The 17,745-nt window shown below is 67.5% G+C and carries 13 protein-coding genes, 2 tRNA genes and 2 CRISPR repeat arrays; of the genes, 5 read left to right on the forward strand and 10 right to left on the reverse strand.

Annotated features, from left to right (window positions below):
• The first annotated feature begins 140 nt into the window (after positions 1-140).
• On the forward strand, positions 141-584 hold the full coding sequence (gene panD / locus JN22_RS31325) for an aspartate 1-decarboxylase (RefSeq protein WP_085557818.1): 444 nt from the start codon (positions 141-143) through the stop codon (positions 582-584).
• A gap of 224 nt (positions 585-808) precedes the next feature.
• Here the strand turns inward: panD and JN22_RS31330 are convergent, their stop codons facing one another.
• Both JN22_RS31330 and JN22_RS31335 read right to left on the reverse strand, forming a co-directional pair.
• Positions 809-3,481 carry a cellulase family glycosylhydrolase gene (locus JN22_RS31330; protein WP_085557819.1) on the reverse strand — a complete coding sequence of 891 codons (2,673 nt, stop codon included), beginning with the start codon at positions 3,479-3,481 and terminating at the stop codon, positions 809-811.
• A gap of 724 nt (positions 3,482-4,205) precedes the next feature.
• Positions 4,206-4,784, reverse strand: a complete 579-nt coding sequence (locus JN22_RS31335; protein WP_085557820.1) for a hypothetical protein — start codon at positions 4,782-4,784, stop codon at positions 4,206-4,208.
• A gap of 255 nt (positions 4,785-5,039) precedes the next feature.
• Here JN22_RS31335 and JN22_RS31340 point away from each other — a divergent pair.
• From JN22_RS31340 to JN22_RS31350, 3 genes are all read left to right on the forward strand, one after another.
• Positions 5,040-5,115: transfer RNA gene (locus tag JN22_RS31340), tRNA-Asn, on the forward strand.
• Positions 5,116-5,119: 4 nt separating this feature from the next.
• Positions 5,120-5,196, forward strand: a tRNA-Asp gene (locus tag JN22_RS31345).
• Positions 5,197-5,343: 147 nt separating this feature from the next.
• Positions 5,344-6,090, forward strand: coding sequence for a glucose 1-dehydrogenase (locus tag JN22_RS31350; protein ID WP_085557821.1), 747 nt, complete (start codon positions 5,344-5,346; stop codon positions 6,088-6,090).
• A 51-nt stretch (positions 6,091-6,141) separates the two neighbouring features.
• Here JN22_RS31350 and JN22_RS31355 read toward each other — a convergent pair whose 3' ends face one another.
• Together JN22_RS31355 and JN22_RS31360 are read right to left on the reverse strand one after the other, a co-directional pair.
• Positions 6,142-6,738, reverse strand: coding sequence for a DUF3306 domain-containing protein (locus JN22_RS31355; protein ID WP_085557822.1), 597 nt, complete (start codon positions 6,736-6,738; stop codon positions 6,142-6,144).
• Positions 6,731-7,300 carry a DUF3305 domain-containing protein gene (locus tag JN22_RS31360; RefSeq protein WP_085557823.1) on the reverse strand — a complete coding sequence of 190 codons (570 nt, stop codon included), beginning with the start codon at positions 7,298-7,300 and terminating at the stop codon, positions 6,731-6,733. The genes JN22_RS31355 and JN22_RS31360 overlap by 8 nt, the downstream gene beginning before the upstream one ends.
• A 156-nt stretch (positions 7,301-7,456) precedes the next feature.
• Here JN22_RS31360 and JN22_RS31365 point away from each other — a divergent pair, with 156 nt between their 5' ends.
• On the forward strand, positions 7,457-7,801 hold the full coding sequence (locus tag JN22_RS31365; RefSeq protein WP_085557824.1) for a hypothetical protein: 345 nt from the start codon (positions 7,457-7,459) through the stop codon (positions 7,799-7,801).
• 10 nt (positions 7,802-7,811) lie between these two features.
• Here JN22_RS31365 and JN22_RS31370 read toward each other — a convergent pair whose 3' ends face one another.
• The 6 genes from JN22_RS31370 to wrbA form a co-directional block, all read right to left on the reverse strand.
• Entirely contained in the window at positions 7,812-8,561 is a 750-nt protein-coding gene (locus JN22_RS31370) for a phytochelatin synthase family protein (RefSeq protein WP_223677996.1), read from the reverse strand.
• A gap of 284 nt (positions 8,562-8,845) precedes the next feature.
• On the reverse strand, positions 8,846-11,998 hold the full coding sequence (locus tag JN22_RS31375) for a carbohydrate-binding domain-containing protein (protein ID WP_085557825.1): 3,153 nt from the start codon (positions 11,996-11,998) through the stop codon (positions 8,846-8,848).
• A 526-nt stretch (positions 11,999-12,524) separates the two neighbouring features.
• A CRISPR array of direct repeats spans positions 12,525-13,749; the repeat unit is 32 nt; unit sequence GTCGCCCTCCGTGCGGGGGCGTGGATTGAAAC.
• Positions 13,750-13,791: 42 nt separating this feature from the next.
• A protein-coding gene (locus tag JN22_RS31380) for an IS630 family transposase (RefSeq protein ID WP_143268068.1) occupies positions 13,792-14,737 on the reverse strand; the annotation gives its coding sequence in 2 pieces (ribosomal slippage) (positions 13,792-14,397 and positions 14,399-14,737; 945 coding nt in all).
• A gap of 101 nt (positions 14,738-14,838) precedes the next feature.
• Positions 14,839-15,467: a CRISPR direct-repeat array (repeat unit 32 nt; unit sequence GTCGCCCTCCGTGCGGGGGCGTGGATTGAAAC).
• 112 nt (positions 15,468-15,579) lie between these two features.
• On the reverse strand, positions 15,580-15,954 hold the full coding sequence (locus JN22_RS31385; protein ID WP_143268936.1) for a hypothetical protein: 375 nt from the start codon (positions 15,952-15,954) through the stop codon (positions 15,580-15,582).
• A 72-nt stretch (positions 15,955-16,026) separates the two neighbouring features.
• Positions 16,027-16,986 carry a glutathione S-transferase family protein gene (locus JN22_RS31390; protein WP_085557827.1) on the reverse strand — a complete coding sequence of 320 codons (960 nt, stop codon included), beginning with the start codon at positions 16,984-16,986 and terminating at the stop codon, positions 16,027-16,029.
• 44 nt (positions 16,987-17,030) lie between these two features.
• Positions 17,031-17,633: an NAD(P)H:quinone oxidoreductase gene (gene wrbA / locus JN22_RS31395; RefSeq protein WP_085557828.1), complete on the reverse strand. Its 603-nt coding sequence runs from the start codon at positions 17,631-17,633 to the stop codon at positions 17,031-17,033.
• Between the last annotated feature and the right edge of the window lie 112 nt (positions 17,634-17,745).

Raw genomic sequence — 17,745 nt, forward strand, 5'->3', positions numbered from 1 at the left:
CCCTCCGGCGGGTGGGCGATTTCCGTCCCGGCAACGGGCGGGTCCGTTCGTTGCGCCGCACACAGACTTTGCTTGCCCTTTCCATCACACAGCGTACAAACGGTCCCCAGTTTTGAACGGACGGATCGGGGGAGACGTCGATGATCAAGGTGGTGCGGGCGAAGCTTCATTGTCTGCGGGTGACGGACGCCAATCTGAACTATCAGGGCTCCATCACGCTGGATCCGGAGCATTGCGAGGCGGTGGGCATCGTCCCGCTGGAGTTCGTCGAGATTTGGAACAAGAACTCCGGCACCCGCATCAGCACCTACGTGATCTACGGCGAGCGCGGGTCGCGCGCCTGCGTGCTGAACGGCTCGGCGGCGCGGAGCTGCCAGCCGGGCGACGAGGTGATCGTCGCCGCCTCCTGGTACTGCCAGCCGACCGAGATCGCCGCGCTGAAGCCGCGCGTGCTGACCTTCAACGCCGACAACAGCGTCGACAAGGCGCTGCATTACGACGTCACCGCGCTGGAGGAGGGCCGCTACGGCTTCGCCATCCGCGACGGGCTGCTCCCGGCCGGGCCCGAGACGGAGCTGGTATAATACCATGGTCAGAAAGTTTTGACTTCTGACCATGGTATCGGCCGCGACGGCGGCCGCGCGGGCTCATGCCCGCGAAGCCAAGGCCCGCGGACGCGGGCCGCCCGGCGTCTGAGGGACCGGAAAGTGCCGACCACAGGTCGGAACTTTCCGGTACTGGTATAAGGCGCGGACACGGCGAAGGGGCGGCCGAACGGCCACCCCCCCCCGCACCCGTTCCGCTCCGGTCAGGCGGCGTGGTGCAGCGCGTACCAGTCGGCGGTGTGCAGGGCGTCGGCGGAGGCCGCCAGGGCGGCGTCGGCCGCGCTGGCGCCGTCCGCGGTGTCCGTCGCCGTGGCGGTGGCGTCGGTCGCCGCCGTGTCGGCCGCGGCTGTCGTCACCGTGTGGGCCCAGACGTCGGTGGCCGCGTCGGTGGCCGCCGTGGCCGTGGTCAGCGAGGCCGCCGTGGCGGTCGCCGCCGCGCTGGCGCTGGCGCTGGCGGTGGCGGTGGCGGACGAGTCGGTGATCGTGCCGGTGCCCGTCGCGTCGGCCAGCGTCGCCTTCGCGGCGTTGGAGAGCACCAGGCTGAAGTTCTCGCCGCCCTCGGCGGCACCGTCGCTCAGCACCTTGACGGTCACCGTCTTCTCGGTCTCGCCCGGCGCGAAGGTCAGCGTGCCGTTGGTGGCCGTGTAGTCGGAGCCGGCCTTGGCGGTGCCGTCGGCGGTGGCGTACTTCACCGTCACCGTGTCGGTCGCGGCCTCGTTCAGCTTGACGGTGAAGACGGCGTCGGCCGTGCCGGTGCCGGTGGTCGAGCCGGCATACATCGCCTCCTTGATGATGTTCACCTTGGCGCTGTTGACGGTGTAGTCGTCGTTGAGGATGCCGCCGGTGTCGCCCGAGCCGGGGCTCCAGGCCCAGTAGGTCCAGCTCACCCCCTGCTCGCCGGCCGCGAGGTCGCTCTTGCCGTCGCCGTTCCAGTCGCCGTTCATGTAGTCGGTGATGGCGTTCAGCCACTGGGTGTCCTGGCTGGTGGCCAGCTTGGTGCCGAACTCGCCGACCAGCACGGGGGCGATGTCGTTCTGCACGATGTAGCCCCAGGCGTCGTTCCACACCGCCGGCATGTTGTTGGGAAAGCTGGAGTCGGAGAACCAGCCGAAGCCGGCCATCGACGGCGGGTAGTCATGGACCGAATAGACGAGCTGGTTGTCGACGTTGAACTCCACCGGGCTGGTCTTTACCCCGTCGAGGTTGCCGCCCCACCAGTAGGTGCCTTCCGACGACTTCTCGACGCCCTCGACGATCAGCAGCAGGTTCGGGTTGACCTGCTGGATGGCGTTGCCGATGCGCTCGGCCGCCGCCGCCCAATCGGTCGCCATGTTGCCGTCGCCCCAGGTGGCCTGCCCGTGCGGCTCGTTGTGCAGATCCATGCCGATGACCGACGGGTTGTCGGAATAGCGCTCGGCCAGCATCGTCGAGTTGGCGATCATCGTCGATTCCGGATGGGCGTCGGTGTACCACAGCCCGTTCTCGTTGGCCGAGGCGCCGTCGTCGGAGCGGTGGTGGTCGAGGATGATCTTCAGGCCGATCTGGTCGGCGTAATCGACGATCTTGTCGAAGACTTCAAGAGAGTTGAGACCCTTCAGGTCGGGGTTCAGGCTGTAGTCGATGCCGGTCGGCGTCTGGCCGCCGTTGTCGAGCATGGCGTCCGACCAGGGCAGGCGGATGGTGTTGAAGCCCAGATCCTTCATCTGGTCCATCATGGTCTGGTAGCTGTCCTCCCACAGCCCCTGCGGCACGAAGGCGTAGCCTTCGGCGCCGAACCAGTTGACGCCGGTCAGCTTCACGGCGTTGCCGGCGCTGTCGATGATCTGGCTGCCCTCGGTGTGGAGATAGCCGTCGGCGATGGTCGTGGTCGTCGTGGCGCCGCCGGTGGGCTCCTTCACCGTGGCGTCGCCGACCGAGACCGTCGGGGTGGAGGGAGGCGGCGTCGTGGTGCCGGTGCCGTCCGTGCCGCCGCCCGTGCCGGTTCCGTTGTCGACGGTGGTCGAGCCGGAGGCGAAGTGGGACTTGTCGGCGTCCACCACCAGCGTGCCGTTCCACCACAGGCCGGACTGGCCGGCCACCACGTCCTTGCCGTCGAGCGCGCCCTTGTCGTAGGTGACGCTGCTGTCGGTGGCGGTGTGGGTGTGGCCGTTCACCGTGACCGAGTTGACCGTCAGGTTGCGGTCCTGCCCGTTGATCACGGCGTCGTTGTCGTACTGGATCTGCACCTTGTGCGCGGCGTCGGCCGTCACCGAGGTGGTGAAGCTGTAGTCCTGCGCGCTGGTCGTCGCCGTGCCTTCGCCGATCGCCTTGCCGTCCACCAACACGGTGAAGTGGGCGTTGACGCCGCCGGCCGCCGTGCCCTGGGCGTTGACGGTGATGGTCGTGGCGTCGGCGGCGCTGCCCATGGTGCCGCCACCCGTGCCGCCGCCACCCGTGCCGCCGGAGGAGCCGGTCCCGGCGCTGGTGCCGGGGGCGACCACGGCGGTCGCCTCCGTCTTGAAGGTCAGCGCGCCGTCCCACCACATCCCCGACTGCCCGGCCAGGACCGTGCCGGCTCCGGCGCTGTCGTGGCGCTCGTAGGTGGCGCTTCCCGGCAGCAGGGTGGTGCCGTCGACGACGACCGACTGGACGTAGAGGTCGCGGTGCTGGCTGTTCACCGCGTCGTTGTCGTAGACGACCTGGATGGTGTGGCCGACGCTGGTGTCGAGGTCGGCGGTGAAGCCGTAGGCCTTCGAACTGGTGGACGAGGCGGTCGCCTGTCCGACCTCCTTGCCGTCGACCAGCAGGCGGAAATGCGGAGCGACGCTGTCGCCGGACTGCCCGTAGGCGTTGACGACGATGCTGCGGGCGCTGGCGGTCGAAGTGGCGGTAGCCATGGAAAATAATCCTTCTTCGTTTGCGTTGACGCCAACGGTGGCCCGAATTTGTTAACGGGACATTGCCAAATTTGGTTAAAATGCCTGCCGTCCCGTGGCAAAGATGTGACCCGCTTTTCTCCGCTTCCCTGGCGCAGGACTGCCACAGGCGAGGGCTGCCGGGCGGGGGGGAGCCCTGAATCGCAACCGTGGGCCTGTCTCTTTTTGTGCACAGCCGAACAGCGCAGGAGAAAGTCAAAGGGGGCGTATCACCTTCATGTCGGCCGGATGCTTCGGCTCATGTCCAAAATTTTCCCAAGAAGGTGAAGGAGCATCTTTTTGGTTCGCTGGCATCCGGCCGATATTTGCTTGGAATGATTGCGAGAAGTGGTGGCTATGATTGTCAAAGAAGGACAAGGGCAGCCATCGGGCTGCCGAAGGGTTTGCAAGGAACGGCCGATAGACGCTGACGGTCGGTGGATTTTCGGGCGCCATCAGCCGTGTGCTGAAGAGAGGGGAGTGCCGGCGAAGGATCTCCGGCGCCGGCGCCGGTGCTGCGCATGACCTCTTCGCCGCCGGCCGTGCGAAGAGAAAAGAACCGTCAATGGTTAATGCCGGCCGTGTATCAGGTTGAGGTTGGCGGCGATTCCGGCTGATTTTGTTAAAAGAATAAATACCTATATCCATGCAAAAGAATAAGGCGCGCCGGACGGGCGCGCCTTGAATTCCGAAAAGGGCGGGGTGGTCAGCGCCGCAGCGGGACGGCGCGGCGGACCAGGCGGCGGTCGAGGTCGGCGGTGGTCACGGTCGGCTCGCCCAGGCTGCGCATGGCGAAGGCGAAGGTGTCCATCACGCGGTCCAGGCTGATCTCCTGGTCGTCCGGGCGGCGGCTGACCGACACCACGGCGTAGCCGGCGGCCCGCGCCACCGCGGCGTCGCCGCGCAGGCCGCGCACGCCCCAGCCGGCCAGCGCCGTCTTGCAGCGGAACAGCTCGGCCGCGAAACCGCCGGCCGACTGCGTGCGTCCGACCACATAGGCGGCGGCGACCGCCAGCGGCGCCAGCAGCCCGTCCCAGTCCAGACAATCCTCACGCGACACCCAGACGCCGCCGACCGAGCAGGCGGCGGCGCCGATCGCCTCGCCCAGCCCGGCGCGGAAGGCGCGCAGCGAGGCCACGGCGTCGGCCGCCGGCATCGGCTCCACCCGTTGGCCGTCGGGCATCAGCATCAGGCGGCCGGCCCAGTCGGCCGAGGGGGGAAGCTGTTCGGTCAGGCGAGCGAGCAGCGCCTCGCGGGCGGCGGCGAAGGGAACGACCTCGGACATCGGGCCTTGCACATGTCAATGGCTGGGGTGGCGCAGAAGAAGCCGCAAGCCGCCCCGTCTGTCAAGATCCGCGACGCCGCATCCGTCAACCGGAGCGTGCATCGGGTCGCTTGTCACAGCAGAGACGGGGCTGGACCGGGGCCGGGCAGGGGCGGCGGCCATGCTCCGCCAAGGGTTTCCGGAAAAAAATCGCGGGCCTGCGATTTTGTGCTTGCCAGCCCGCCGCCAGCAGCCCTATAAAGCGCCTCCCAACGTTCCCGGTTAGCTCAGTTGGTAGAGCAGCGGACTGTTAATCCGCTTGTCGCTGGTTCGAGTCCAGCACCGGGAGCCAAAGCGCGGGTGTAGCTCAGTTGGTTAGAGCGCCGGCCTGTCACGCCGGAGGCCGCGGGTTCAAGTCCCGTCACTCGCGCCATTTTCCTTTCCCTCTGCGGAATTTCCACTTCCCCCCAGATCGAATGCGACGATGGCGGCTGCCCCACCGGGCAGCTTCGCGCTATGATGCGTGGTGTTTCCAACAATCGGTCCGCCCAGCGGGTCGTTTCCGGGGGAGAACCATTTCATGCGTCTGTCGGGCAAGGTAGCCGTCGTCACTGGCGGCGGATCGGGATTCGGCGAGGGGATCGCGCGGCGTTTCGCCGAAGAGGGCGCCCGCGTCATCGTCGCCGACCTGGACGAGGCCGCGGCGGGCCGGGTCGCCGATTCCATCGGGGAAACCGCTTTGGCGGTGCGCGCCGACGTCGCGGTCGGCGAGGATTACGAGGCGATCGTCTCGGCCGCCGTCGGCGCCTTCGGCCGGCTCGACATCCTGATCAACAACGCCGGCTACACCCACCGCTACGGCTCGATGCTGGACGTCGACGAGGCGACCTTCGACCGCATCTACGCCGTCAACGTGAAGTCGATCTATCACAGCGCCATCCACGCGGTGCCGGTCTTCCGCGCCCAGGGGGGCGGGGTGATCCTGAACATCGGCTCGACCGCGGGCATCCGGCCGCGCCCGAACCTGACCTGGTACAACGGTTCCAAGGGGGCGGTGCTGACGCTGACCAAGTCGATGGCGGTCGAGCTGGCCCCCGACAAGGTGCGGGTCTGCGCCATCGCCCCGGTGGCCGGCGAGACCGGCATGCTGCACCGCTTCATGGGCGACGACACGCCGGAGCGCCGCGCCCAGTTCCTGGCCTCGATTCCGCTCGGCCGCCTGTCCACCCCGCGCGACATCGCCAACGCGGCGCTCTACCTGTGCTCCGACGAGGCGGATTTCCTGACCGGCGTCTGCCTGGAGGTCGATGGCGGGCGCTGCGTGTAGGGCCGGCGGGGGCTTTCCGCCAGCCAATTCCGTCCCTTTGCCCGCCGCTTCCTACCCCCTCTCCCCCCCGGGGAGAGGGGGATGCGTCGGGGCCGTTCCGGGGAGGGCGGGGGCTTCGGGGCTTGCCTCGTCCGGCGGAGCTTCCGCCATGGCCGGAATCTCCTGCCCTGCGTCCCCCTCACCCCAACCCTCTCCCCGGGGGGGAGAGGGGGGGATTTGCGGGTTGGAGGTTGTCGGCTCCGGCTCCGGATCGGGGAAGATGGCGGCGAGCAGGCTCTTGACGTCGTCGGTCGGGCGCAGTGCGCCGTAGCCGGGGGCGTTGCAGTCCCAGTCATACTCGCCGAAGCCCCGGAAGGCGGCGATCGCCGGGTCGCTCGTCCAGGCCTTGCGCAGGGCGAGGCGGCGCAGGTCGGCCGGAACCTCCCGGCGGAGGAAGGCGGTGTAGTCGCTGCCGGCGTCCAGACTTTCCACAGGCGGCAACTCGGGCGACAACTCGGGCGGCGCTTCGGGGAGCGCGTCCGGAACCGGCGCGGGCGGCGTCGGCTCCGCAAGCTCCATTGGCTGCGCCTCGGCTTCCACCTCCCGCGCCGTCCGCTTCAGGCGCGACCAGCGGCCGAGAAATCCCTCTTCCCCGTCCTTCTCAGCCATCTCCGCGCTCCGGCTTGCGGCGGGCCAGCGCCTCGGTGTCGGCACGGTCGCGCTTGCGCTTCTGAAAGGGACGGTCGACGAAGTAGCGCGCGACGAAGCCGTCCATCCACAGCGCCAGCGCCGACGGCAGCGGCAGCGGCTCGATCAGGTCGTCGCCCGCCTCGGAATGGGTGTCGATCTCACCGGGATCGACGGTGACCGACAGCAGTTGAACGCCCAGCGGCCCGCCGCCCGGCCGCAGGATGACGTAGGCGGTCGGCCGGCCGCTGTCGAGGTTGTGCTTGTAGTTCTCCGCCTCGCTGGGGAACAGCGCGATTTCGACGGCGCCGGCGTAGTAGCGAACCCAGCCGGGACCTTCGTCGATCAGGCTCCAGTCCGTCCGGCCGGGGCTGGGCGGGATGAGCGCGGTCGGCTGCCAGGACGCCTCGACCCAGGGATTGTCCACGCGGCGCCGTTCGACGATGACGCCGACGTTGCGGCGCTGGCCGCGGTCCGGCGATCCGCCGGGCAGGGCAGAGCCGGACGGGTTCGGGGCGGGCGGCGGAGGAGTGGTGCGGGGCATCGGCGTGCTCCGGAAGGGAAGGGCCGGAGCGGAGGGATCCGGTTCCCGTTACAACGCCGGGCGGGAGCGTTGGTGCCCGCGCCCTGTTGTTTCCTTCGGAGCGCCGCTTTTCCGACACTCCCGCCCGCCCCCTGTTCCGAACGAGGCACCCAGCCGATGCGCATCACCATCGTCGCCCTTTTCCTGTCGGGCCTGCTGGCCTTCGGCGCCGCGGCCGAGGACGCCGCCACCAAGGGCGCGCTGGCCCAGGATCCCAACATCCAGAAAAGCCAGGAACCGCAGCCCGACCCCCAAGGCACGCGCCCTCCCAACCCGGTCACCAACGCCGACACCGAGAGCACCGAGCTTCAGCAGGCGCTGGCCGCCGTGCGCCGCGCGCCGCCCGACCTGAATGGCAACCCGGTGCCGCGCCCGAACTGGCTGGCGAGCGAGCCCGACCAGGGCAACGAGCCGACCCGCTCGCAGAACCCGTCGGATCTGAGCAGCCAGGAGATCAAATAGGGGAACGGCCTCAGCCGGAGACCCGGCGGGTGCGGACGCGGATCAGGCCGCTGCCCTCCGGATCGGCGCGGTCGGGCTTCAGCATGGCCTCCAGCAGCTTCACGTCGCTCGACCAGTAGGGCACGTACCAGCTCCGGTCGGGATCCATCACCAGCACCCGCCGGCTCGCCGCGTCGTAGGCGCCGAGCGGGGCGATGTGGCCGAAGCCGGGCTCGCCAGTCAGCGTGCCCTGGTCGTAGGCCAGGATGATGATGTCGCCGGCGCTCTCCTCGTTCTCGGTCAGGATGCGGCGCAGATCGGCCAGCGTCTCGGGCGAGGCGTCGCGCGGGCGGAAGACCTCGACCTCGGCGGCGGTCAGGCCATAGGCGTCCAGGCTGCGGCGGACATACAGCTCCAGTTCGGTGAAGGAGACGCCCTCGCCGTTCTCGCCCACCGCCTCGCGCCAGCGGTCGTCGCCGACGGCGTCGAGAAGCTGCTTCTGGGTGACGAGCCGCTCCGAGGCCAGATCCGGCACGCCGCGCAGCGCGTTCAGCATCATCGTCACGCTGGCCAGCGAGCAGGCGGCGCCCGTCGCCTGCGGCACGTAGAAGGGCGACAGCGCCCAATAGTCCGGCGCCAGGGCGGTGCGGACATACTCGGCGGCGCGGGTGATCGGCACCGTGTCCGGACCGAACTTGGGCTGGGTGTCCTCCTGCGCCCGCGCGGCGTTCGCCGTCGCCGCAAGGATGCCCAGCAGCGCCAGGACGGTCGTCATCTTCATGGAGATCATCGAGAACGGTCTCTGTCCGCGCAGTCCAAACCCAACGCCCAACCCAACGCCGGCTCCGGCCGGCGGCCGCGTTGCCGCCAGGGTTCCCATATGGTGCGCTGCGGCGCAACGGCCAAGCCGGGGATACCCGAATTGCGGAATCGGCGGAGGCTGGATCGGGGAAGACTGAAACGGCATGGGCGGAGCGCTCCTTTCCACGCGGGAACCTGTCCCTGGGGAAAACAGCGCTCCGCCCGGCGTCGGCGGACGGGGATGGGGGGCTTACCCCGTCAGCGTCACACCCCGTCCCAGAAGACGAGCATCCCGGCCGCGTCCAGGCCGACGATGCCCATCTTGCTCCAGGCGAGGTCGTGGATCCCCATGGCGAAGGCCGGGGAGGAGGCCTGGAGCGAGTAGTCCCCGTAATAGGGGTTGTTGAACATCGCCTTGCCGATCACGTCGTTGTCGCCGTAGGTCGGCACGTTGTGGACGAGGTTGCGGTCGATCACCGGGTTGTTGGCGGTCAGCAGCTCGATGTAGTCGTCGAGCGGCAGCGTGCCGTGCACGATGTTGCCGGTGATGGTGTTGTTGTAGGGCATGCCGACGGCGCCGTGCACCGGCTGCCATTCGACGCGGATGAAGTCCTCCTTGTTGCTGGCGATGACCGCGAAGTTGTTGGTCACCAGGTTGTTGTCGCCGCCGTGGATCTGCACCGAGGCCCAGTCGGCGTCCTTGATGAAGTTGTCGCGCACGGTGACGCCGCCGGCCATGTCGTCGAGGTAGATGCCGAAGCCCTTCTGGCCGTGCAGCCACTGGTCGGCGTTGCTGGTGGCCAGACCGCCGGCGTGCTCGATGCGGTTGCCTTGGATGATCAGGCCGCTGTCGGTGCTCGACCGCCCGAGGATCTCGATGGCGCCGCCGTCGGCGGTCTCCAGCCCGGTGTGGGAGATCTTGTTGTACTGGATGATGTTGTTGTGGTTGGCGGTGTTGGTGGTGCCGCCGTAATCCTTCAGCGAGATGCCGTAGCGGGCGCTGTGGTCGATGTCGTTGTTGGAGATGAGGTTGTTGTCGACCCCGGTGCCGATGATGCCGGCCACCGCCTTGCGCACCTCGCCGATGTTGCTGATGCTATTGGCGTAGATCAGGTTGCCGTTGCTGCGCCCGTCCAGCTCGATGCCGCTGTCGGCCAGATGGTTCAGGCTGTTGCCGGCGATCTGGTTGTTGGAGGAGGCCGAGGTCAGCTTGATCGCCGTGCCGACGTTCAGGAAGCTGTTGTCGCTGATGTGGTTGCCTGACGCCTTGATCAGCTCCAGCGCGTTGCCGTCGGTCTTGGTGTTGACGAAGGACAGCCCGTCGATGGTGACGTTGCTCGACCCGTTCAGCCGGATCAACGTGCCGAGCCGGGCGACCTCGACGCCGGACGCCTCGAAATCGGCGCTCGCCGCCTTGTAGACCAGCTTGCCGTCGCCGGGCCGCCACGCGAACTCGCCGGCCTGGTCGACGTAGGCGGCGTTGTTCAGCAGCTTGTAGGTGGTGCCCTCGGCGAACGGCAGCGAGGCGCCGTTCTTCAGCACGATGGTGCGGGTGGCGGCGTTGAAGCTGGCGATGCTGGTCAGCGTGTCGCCCAGCCGCTCGGCGTCCATCACCTGGATCAGCGTGCCGGGCTGGATGTCGGACGCGCTCACCTCGCCGCTGTGGAAGCGGATCTGCGAGCCGCTGGGGCCGGCGGCGGCCGCGTCGGCGAACTTCCAGCCGCTGGTGACGTCGGCGCTGTCGTAGGCGTATTTCTCGGCCAGATGCTGGCGCACCCCGCCGACCGTCAGGTCGAGGGAGGAGGCGGTCGACAGCTTGGCGGAATAGATCCCGTTGCCCTCGCTGACGAAGCCGGTGACCTTTTCGCCGCCGCTCAGCACCGGCTTCTCGCCGGGGTAGTTCTGGAAGCTGTGGCCGTTGTCGGCCGAGGTCAGCTCCAGCGTCTTGGTCAGGTGGTAGGTGCCGCCCCGGATGTAGGTGGTGTCGATGGAGGCGTCGGCCCGCATGGCGGCCTGCGCCTTCTCCAGGCTGGCGAAGGGGCCGTCGGTGCCGTCGGCGTTGGGCGCCGACAGCTTGCCCGACCACGTGTCCTTGCCGTTGGTGGCGACGTAGAAGGCGGGCTTGGTCGGGGCGGCTGGCGGGGTGGGCGGGGCCGGCTCGAACAGCTCGGCGCCGGCCTTGATGTTCAGCGCCCCGCCCCAGTAGAGCCCCTCCTGGCCCTTGACCACGTCCTTGCCGTCGACCGCCCCCTTGTCGTAGGTGACGATGCTGTCGGTGGCGGCGACGCTGTGGCCGTTGATGGTGACCGACTTGACGAACAGGTTGCGGTCGACGCCGTTGACCGTGCTGTCGTTGTCGTACCAGACCTGGACCGTGTGGCCCTTGGTGGCGTCGAGGTCGGTCTTGAAGGTGAAGGGGGTGACGCTGCCGGTGGTGGCGCGGCCGTCGCCGATCACTTGCCCGTCGACCAGCAGCTTGAAGTGCGGGGCGACGCCGCCGGCCGAGGTGCCGTAGGCGTTGACGACGATCTCGGTCGGCGTCAGCACCGGCGGCGGGGGAGGCGGCGGCGGCGGCACGTAGGGGCCGCCGAAATACTCCTCCGGCACGCCGAAGGTCAGGGCGCCGCCCCAGAACAGCCCTTCCTGGCCGGCGACGACGTACTTGCCGTCGACGGCGCCCTTGTCGTAGGAGGCCATCTCGGAGGTCGCCGCGATGGTCTGGCCGTCGATGTCGATCGACTTGACGTAGAGGTTGCGGTCGACGCCGTTCACGGTGGCGTCGTTGTCGTACCAGATCTGGATCTTGTGGGCTTCGTTCGGGTCGAGGTCGACGGAGAACTTGTAGTCGGTGGCCGAGGTGGCGGAAACCCGCGCGTCGCCGATCACCACGTCGTCGACCAGCAGCTTGAAGTGCGGCGGCACGCCGCCGGCGCTCACCCCCCAGGCCTTGACCGTGATCTGGCTGGTCATGGTGGCGGGGGGAGGCTCGGCCGGGGTGGTGGGGGCCGAGGCGAACAGCTCTCTCGGCAGGGCGACGTTGAGGGCGCCCGGCCAGTACATTTCAGTCTGGCCGGCGATGACGTTCAGCCCGTCGATGGCGCCGGTGTCGTATTTGACCGAGGGGTCGATGGCGAGGATGCTCTTGCCGTTGATCTCGAAGGACTTGACGAACAGGTTGCGGTCGACGCCGTTCACCGTGTCGTCGTTGTCGTAGATCAGTTGCAGGCTGTGCGCCTTGTCGGCCGGAACCTTGGCGGTGAAGACGTAGCGGGACTGGGTGACGGACGCGACGGTCGCGTCGCCGATGACGGCGCCGTCGAGCTTGAGGACGAAATGCGGCCATTTCCCGCCCGCGACCGAACCCCAGGCGTTGACCGCGAAGACAACTTCGATCAGGCCGTCGGTTGCGCTTGCCATGATGAACCTCCAGGATGCCGCAGAATGACGCTGCATCCGGAGGTTGGTTTATGGACTTTAACGGGGTCCTAAGCCTTTTGGTTAGTTTTTTATGAATCCAATAGATTCCCGTGACAATATTTGGACATGACCGGGAAGAAAAAATATGCCAAGTGATCAGGGGTTTCTGCGTGGATCGGCCTTGGGGTCTGGATGAAATGAATCAGGGACTTTGAGAAGAACAGCGCATCATTTGTAGTGAGTGCGCTCCGTGGCAGGCAACCTGGAATTTTGGTTTTTGAAGCCGGTTCCGGTTAGGATGTTCCCTGGAGCGCCGATCAACCGGAATTGCATGGCGTCGGCCTCGCGGCTTCCGGCCTGCGCGAACCTCAAGCGGACAGAAAAACCCTGGCTGGTTCGCGATGTTGTGGCATCAATGGGTTAAGCCTGCGGGACGCCGTTCACCGGCAAGGACGCGGACCGGTGGGACGGGGTTCGCGCCAGAGCGGGGATTGTGGGTTCTTGGACAAGTGGATAAGGATTGGCCGTCGCCCTCCGTGCGGGGGCGTGGATTGAAACATCAATGTTTGCGAATCCTCCATATTTTCGGCAAGTCGCCCTCCGTGCGGGGGCGTGGATTGAAACAGTGATCGGCTCGTGCATCCGGAAGCGGAGTGCTGTCGCCCTCCGTGCGGGGGCGTGGATTGAAACTATGCGGGCTGGTGCGGGACGTACTTGGTTCACGCGTCGCCCTCCGTGCGGGGGCGTGGATTGAAACCCGTGCGCTCCGTGATGCGGTCTACGCTGCGGCGGGTCGCCCTCCGTGCGGGGGCGTGGATTGAAACCGGCCCTCCGAGCAAGCGTGCGGCAGTTCGAGCGTCGCCCTCCGTGCGGGGGCGTGGATTGAAACCCGCGCCAGCTCCACCACAGCCGCGCCCAAGCCGTCGCCCTCCGTGCGGGGGCGTGGATTGAAACCCCCCGCTGCCGGTGTGCTGGGGGGTGCGGCGCGTCGCCCTCCGTGCGGGGGCGTGGATTGAAACAGCGGTGGAGTTGTCGCCGGACGAACTGACCGCTGGTCGCCCTCCGTGCGGGGGCGTGGATTGAAACCGTCCAAGTAGTGCCGGAGATGGCGTAGACCTTGAGTCGCCCTCCGTGCGGGGGCGTGGATTGAAACCTCGATCACACCCAGACCCGGCTGCTCGCCGACGGCGGTCGCCCTCCGTGCGGGGGCGTGGATTGAAACATCGTGCAGGAGAACCTTCAGCGCGCGATCAAGTCGCCCTCCGTGCGGGGGCGTGGATTGAAACGTCGCGATGGACGCGCCGCTGCCGGCCGTCAACAGGTCGCCCTCCGTGCGGGGGCGTGGATTGAAACTGGTCGTTGATCGGGAACAGGATGGCCGACCAGCGTCGCCCTCCGTGCGGGGGCGTGGATTGAAACTTCTTGGTGTCCTGCCAGCTCTTGTTGTTGAGGGCGTCGCCCTCCGTGCGGGGGCGTGGATTGAAACCACCGCCTTCTCGGCGATCTCGGCGCGCTGCTCGTCGCCCTCCGTGCGGGGGCGTGGATTGAAACGCGAACAGACGAAATCTCTTCATGCTGAGGCGAGTCGCCCTCCGTGCGGGGGCGTGGATTGAAACTGCGCGCCATCGGCGAGGACTACGACAAGGCGACGCGTCGCCCTCCGTGCGGGGGCGTGGATTGAAACTACCGATTCGCTGGGAAGCAGAAGCGGCACACGAGTCGCCCTCCGTGCGGGGGCGTGGATTGAAACGTCTTCGACACAGTTTTCCTGCGCAACCTAGAGTCTGTCTGATTTAAGTAGGATCGTATCCTGCATGTCGGATATATGCGGCGCACTCGTGAGGCTGGAAGTGCTCCAGCAGGTTTCCGATGCGCCGCCATACGGCTTCGATCGTCCTTTCCTCGGCTTTCCGGACCAAGGTTTTGAGCTTTGCGAACATCATCTCGATGGGATTGAGATCAGGACTGTAGGGCGGCAGGAAGAGCAGATGGGCGCCGACATTCCGTATGGCGTTGCGCGCCGCGGCTCCTTTGTGACTGCCCAGGTTGTCGAGAACGACGACATCGCCCGGTGCCAGGGTGGGCACCAGGAATTGCTCGACCCAGGCCGTAAACATGGTCCCGTTGATCGGCCCATCCAGGACCAGAGGAGCCACGATCCTGTCGTGACGCAGGCCTGCCAGGAAAGTCAGCGTCTTCCAATGGCCGTGGGGAACTTTGGCGAGGTAAGGCTGGCCCTGCGCACACCAACCCCGGGTGCGGGTCATGTTGGTCTTCACCCAGGTCTCGTCGATGAAGACCAGGCGCTTGGGATCGATCTTATGCTGGTGGGCTTTCCAGCGCGCTCGGAAGCGAGCCAGCTTCGTCCCATCCTGCTCCTTGGCCAGCAGCGTTTTTTTTGAAGCTGAGGCCCAACCGGCGCACGCATCGCCAGACGGTGTCCGGCGTCACCACTGTGCCGCGTTCCGCCAACTCCGCCGTCAGCGCCCGGATCGTCAGGTCGCCCTTCTCAGCCAGCCGCTCGCGCAGCCAATCCACCGCCTCCGGCCCCAGCACGAAGGGACGATGACCGCCCATCTTGCCCGGCTCAAGCCCTTGTCCGGCACGTTGCTTCTGACCGATCCGCACTGCCGTCGCAACTGAGACGCTGAACTGCTGCGCCACCGCGCGGGTCGTCAGGCCACTCGCCAACGCCGCCGCAATCCGCTCACGAAGATCCAGAGACAACGGACGTGCCATCAGGGTTGATCTCCCAAATCAGTCAACCCGTTGAATCACACATCCGCTCCCTCGGGAATCCCCATCTCCGATTCAGACACAAACAGACAGACTCTAGGAGCGTCGCCCTCCGTGCGGGGGCGTGGATTGAAACGGCCCAAACACCGGATCGGTCAGCATGGGCGCGACCGTCGCCCTCCGTGCGGGGGCGTGGATTGAAACACCGTGGTCAAGGACGTGGACCGGCTGTCCAACCGTCGCCCTCCGTGCGGGGGCGTGGATTGAAACGGCGAAACGGCGACGCAGTACGCCAAGCTCGCCGGTCGCCCTCCGTGCGGGGGCGTGGATTGAAACACCCAGGCGACGGGCAACGTCGGCCGGGCCGGCAGTCGCCCTCCGTGCGGGGGCGTGGATTGAAACCTCCAAAGCTTGGAGCTTGGTGTCCATGTTGAGCGTCGCCCTCCGTGCGGGGGCGTGGATTGAAACTTGAAGATCGGGTCCTCGGGATCCTCTCCCGGCTGTCGCCCTCCGTGCGGAGGCGTGGATTGAAACACGTCCATCGACGTGGTGCGCTCGGATCGTCAGGTCGCCCTCCGTGCGGGGGCGTGGATTGAAACTGAGTTTCGCTGTGTAGGGATGCACGGCGCACACGGTCGCCCTCCGTGCGGGGGCGTGGATTGAAACGCACTGTCCTTCTGGATCGGCGTGTCGAAGTCGAGGTCGCCCTCCGTGCGAGGGCGTGGATTGAAACGACCACCCCACCACCTTCACCAGAAGCTGGGGCGTGGTTGAAGGCAAGCGCCTTCCCCGAAGCTTCCCAGCACCGGCGCCGGTCATCCCGGCGCTGGTGCCCTTCGGGCCGGTCAGCGCCGCAGGCCGCGCCGTTCCATTTCCTCCTCCATCGCCCGGCGGTCGCGCTGCATCTGGCGCTGTTCGTCGACCAGCCGGTCGTACTGGTCGCGCAGGTCGCGGTCGGAGTAGCGGCGGTAGGGACCGGCGTTCGCGCTGCGGTCGTTGGAGGACCCCTCGTAGCGGCGGTCGTCGCGGGTCGCGCCGCGGTCTTGGGCGCCGCGGTCCTGGGCGTTGCGGTCCTGCGGGTAGGCGTCCGGGTTGACCGCCCGGTTCAACTGGTCGAGCGCGCCGCCCCAGCCGTTGTTCTGCGACTGGGCGGGAGCGGGCGACGACAGGGCAAGCAGGCCGGCGACGGCCAGCCCCAGGCAGGGTGCGATCTTGCGCATGCGGTGCACTCCCATGATGGATCATCCTTTTGCGGGACAACCGTCGGGAGGGCGAAACGTCACGCCGGACCGTCAGGCGGGATCGGGACCCAGCCGGCTGCGGCCATGCGGGGCGCCGAGGTCCAGCGCCGGCCCCTTGGGAACCACGCCGGTCGGGTTGATGGTGGCGTGGCTGCCGTAGTAATGCCGCTTGATGTGGTCGAAATCCACCGTCCCGGCGACCCCCGGCGTCTGGTAGAGGTCGCGCAGGTAGCCCGACAGGTGCGGGTGGTCGGCGATGCGCCGCAGGTTGCACTTGAAATGCCCGACATACACGGCGTCGAAGCGGACCAGCGTGGTGAACAGCCGCCAGTCGGCCTCGGTCAACCGGTTGCCGACCAGCCAGCGTTGCGTCGCCAAGCGTTCGTCCAGCTCGTCCAGCGCCGCGAACAGCGCGTCGAAGGCGGCCTCGTACTTGTCCTGGGCGGTGGCGAAGCCGGCCTTGTAGACCCCGTTGTTCACCCGCTCATAGACGAAGGCGTTGGTGCGGTCGATCTCGTCGAGCAGCTCGGGCGGGCAATAGTCGGTGTGGCGGTCGGTGAAGGCGTCGAAGGCGCGGTTCAGCATGCGGATGATCTCCGCCGACTCGTTGTTCACGATCCGGCCAGTCGCCTTGTCCCACAGCACCGGAACGGTGACCCGCCCGCTGTAGCCGGGATCCGCCCTGGTGTAGACCTCGTGCAGGCGGGTCGATCCGGTGATGGGGTCGGGGCTGGAGAAGGTCCAGCCCTCGGCCAGCATCAGCGGATCGACGATGGTGACGCCGATGACCGCCTCCAGCCCCTTCAGGGCGCGGAAGATCAGGGTGCGGTGTGCCCAGGGGCAGGCCAGCGACACGAACAGGTGGTAGCGGCCGGCCTCCGCCGGAAAGGCGGTGGAGCCGTCCGCCGACACCCGGTCGCGGAACTGGGCCTCGCTGCGGACGAAGGCGCCGCCGGTGCTCTTGGTGTCGTACCACCGGTCGTGCCAGCGGCCGTCGATCAGCAGGCCCATGGTCCTGTTCTCCCCTTGAGGCGTGCGTGCGTGCCGGAACGGCGTCAGCCGTGCAGCTTGGCGGTGATCTCGGCGACGTGGCGGCCCTGGAAGCGGGCGCCCTCCAGCTCGACCGCGCTCGGCTGGCGCGAGCCGTCGCCGCCGGCGATGGTGCTGGCGCCATAGGGCGAGTTGCCCATCACCTCGCTGACTCCCATCTGCCCCTGGAAGGAGTAGGGCAGGCCGACGATCACCAGCCCCAGATGCAGCAGGACGATGTGGGTGCTGAGGATCGTGCTCTCCTGCCCGCCATGCTGGGTGCCGGTGGAGGTGAAGACGCTGCCGACCTTGCCGACCAGCGCGCCCTTGGCCCACAGCCCGCCGGTCTGGTCGAGGAAGTTCTTCATCTGCGACGTCATGTTGCCGTAGCGGGTCGGCGTGCCGATGATGATCGCGTCGTACTGGGCCAGCTCCTCGACGGTGGCGACGGGGACGTGGCTCTCGTCCTTGTAATGGGCCTTCTGGCGGATCTCCTCGGGCACCAGCTCGGGCACGCGCTTGACCGCCACCTCGGTGCCGGCGACCGAGCGGGCGCCTTCCGCGACGGCCTCGGCCATCGCCGATACGTGACCCCAGCTGCTGTAATAGAGGACCAGAACCTTCGCCATCGTCGCCACTCCCCTGTTGATGCCTGTGGTTGAGCCGGCCGGGCTCGCCGGACGCGGTGAAGGGAGAGATAGTGCGGGAAGCGGATTATGGTAATACCGCTTCTTGGCATCT

The sequence above is a fragment of the Azospirillum agricola genome, assembly GCF_020005195.1.
GTDB lineage: Bacteria > Pseudomonadota > Alphaproteobacteria > Azospirillales > Azospirillaceae > Azospirillum > Azospirillum agricola.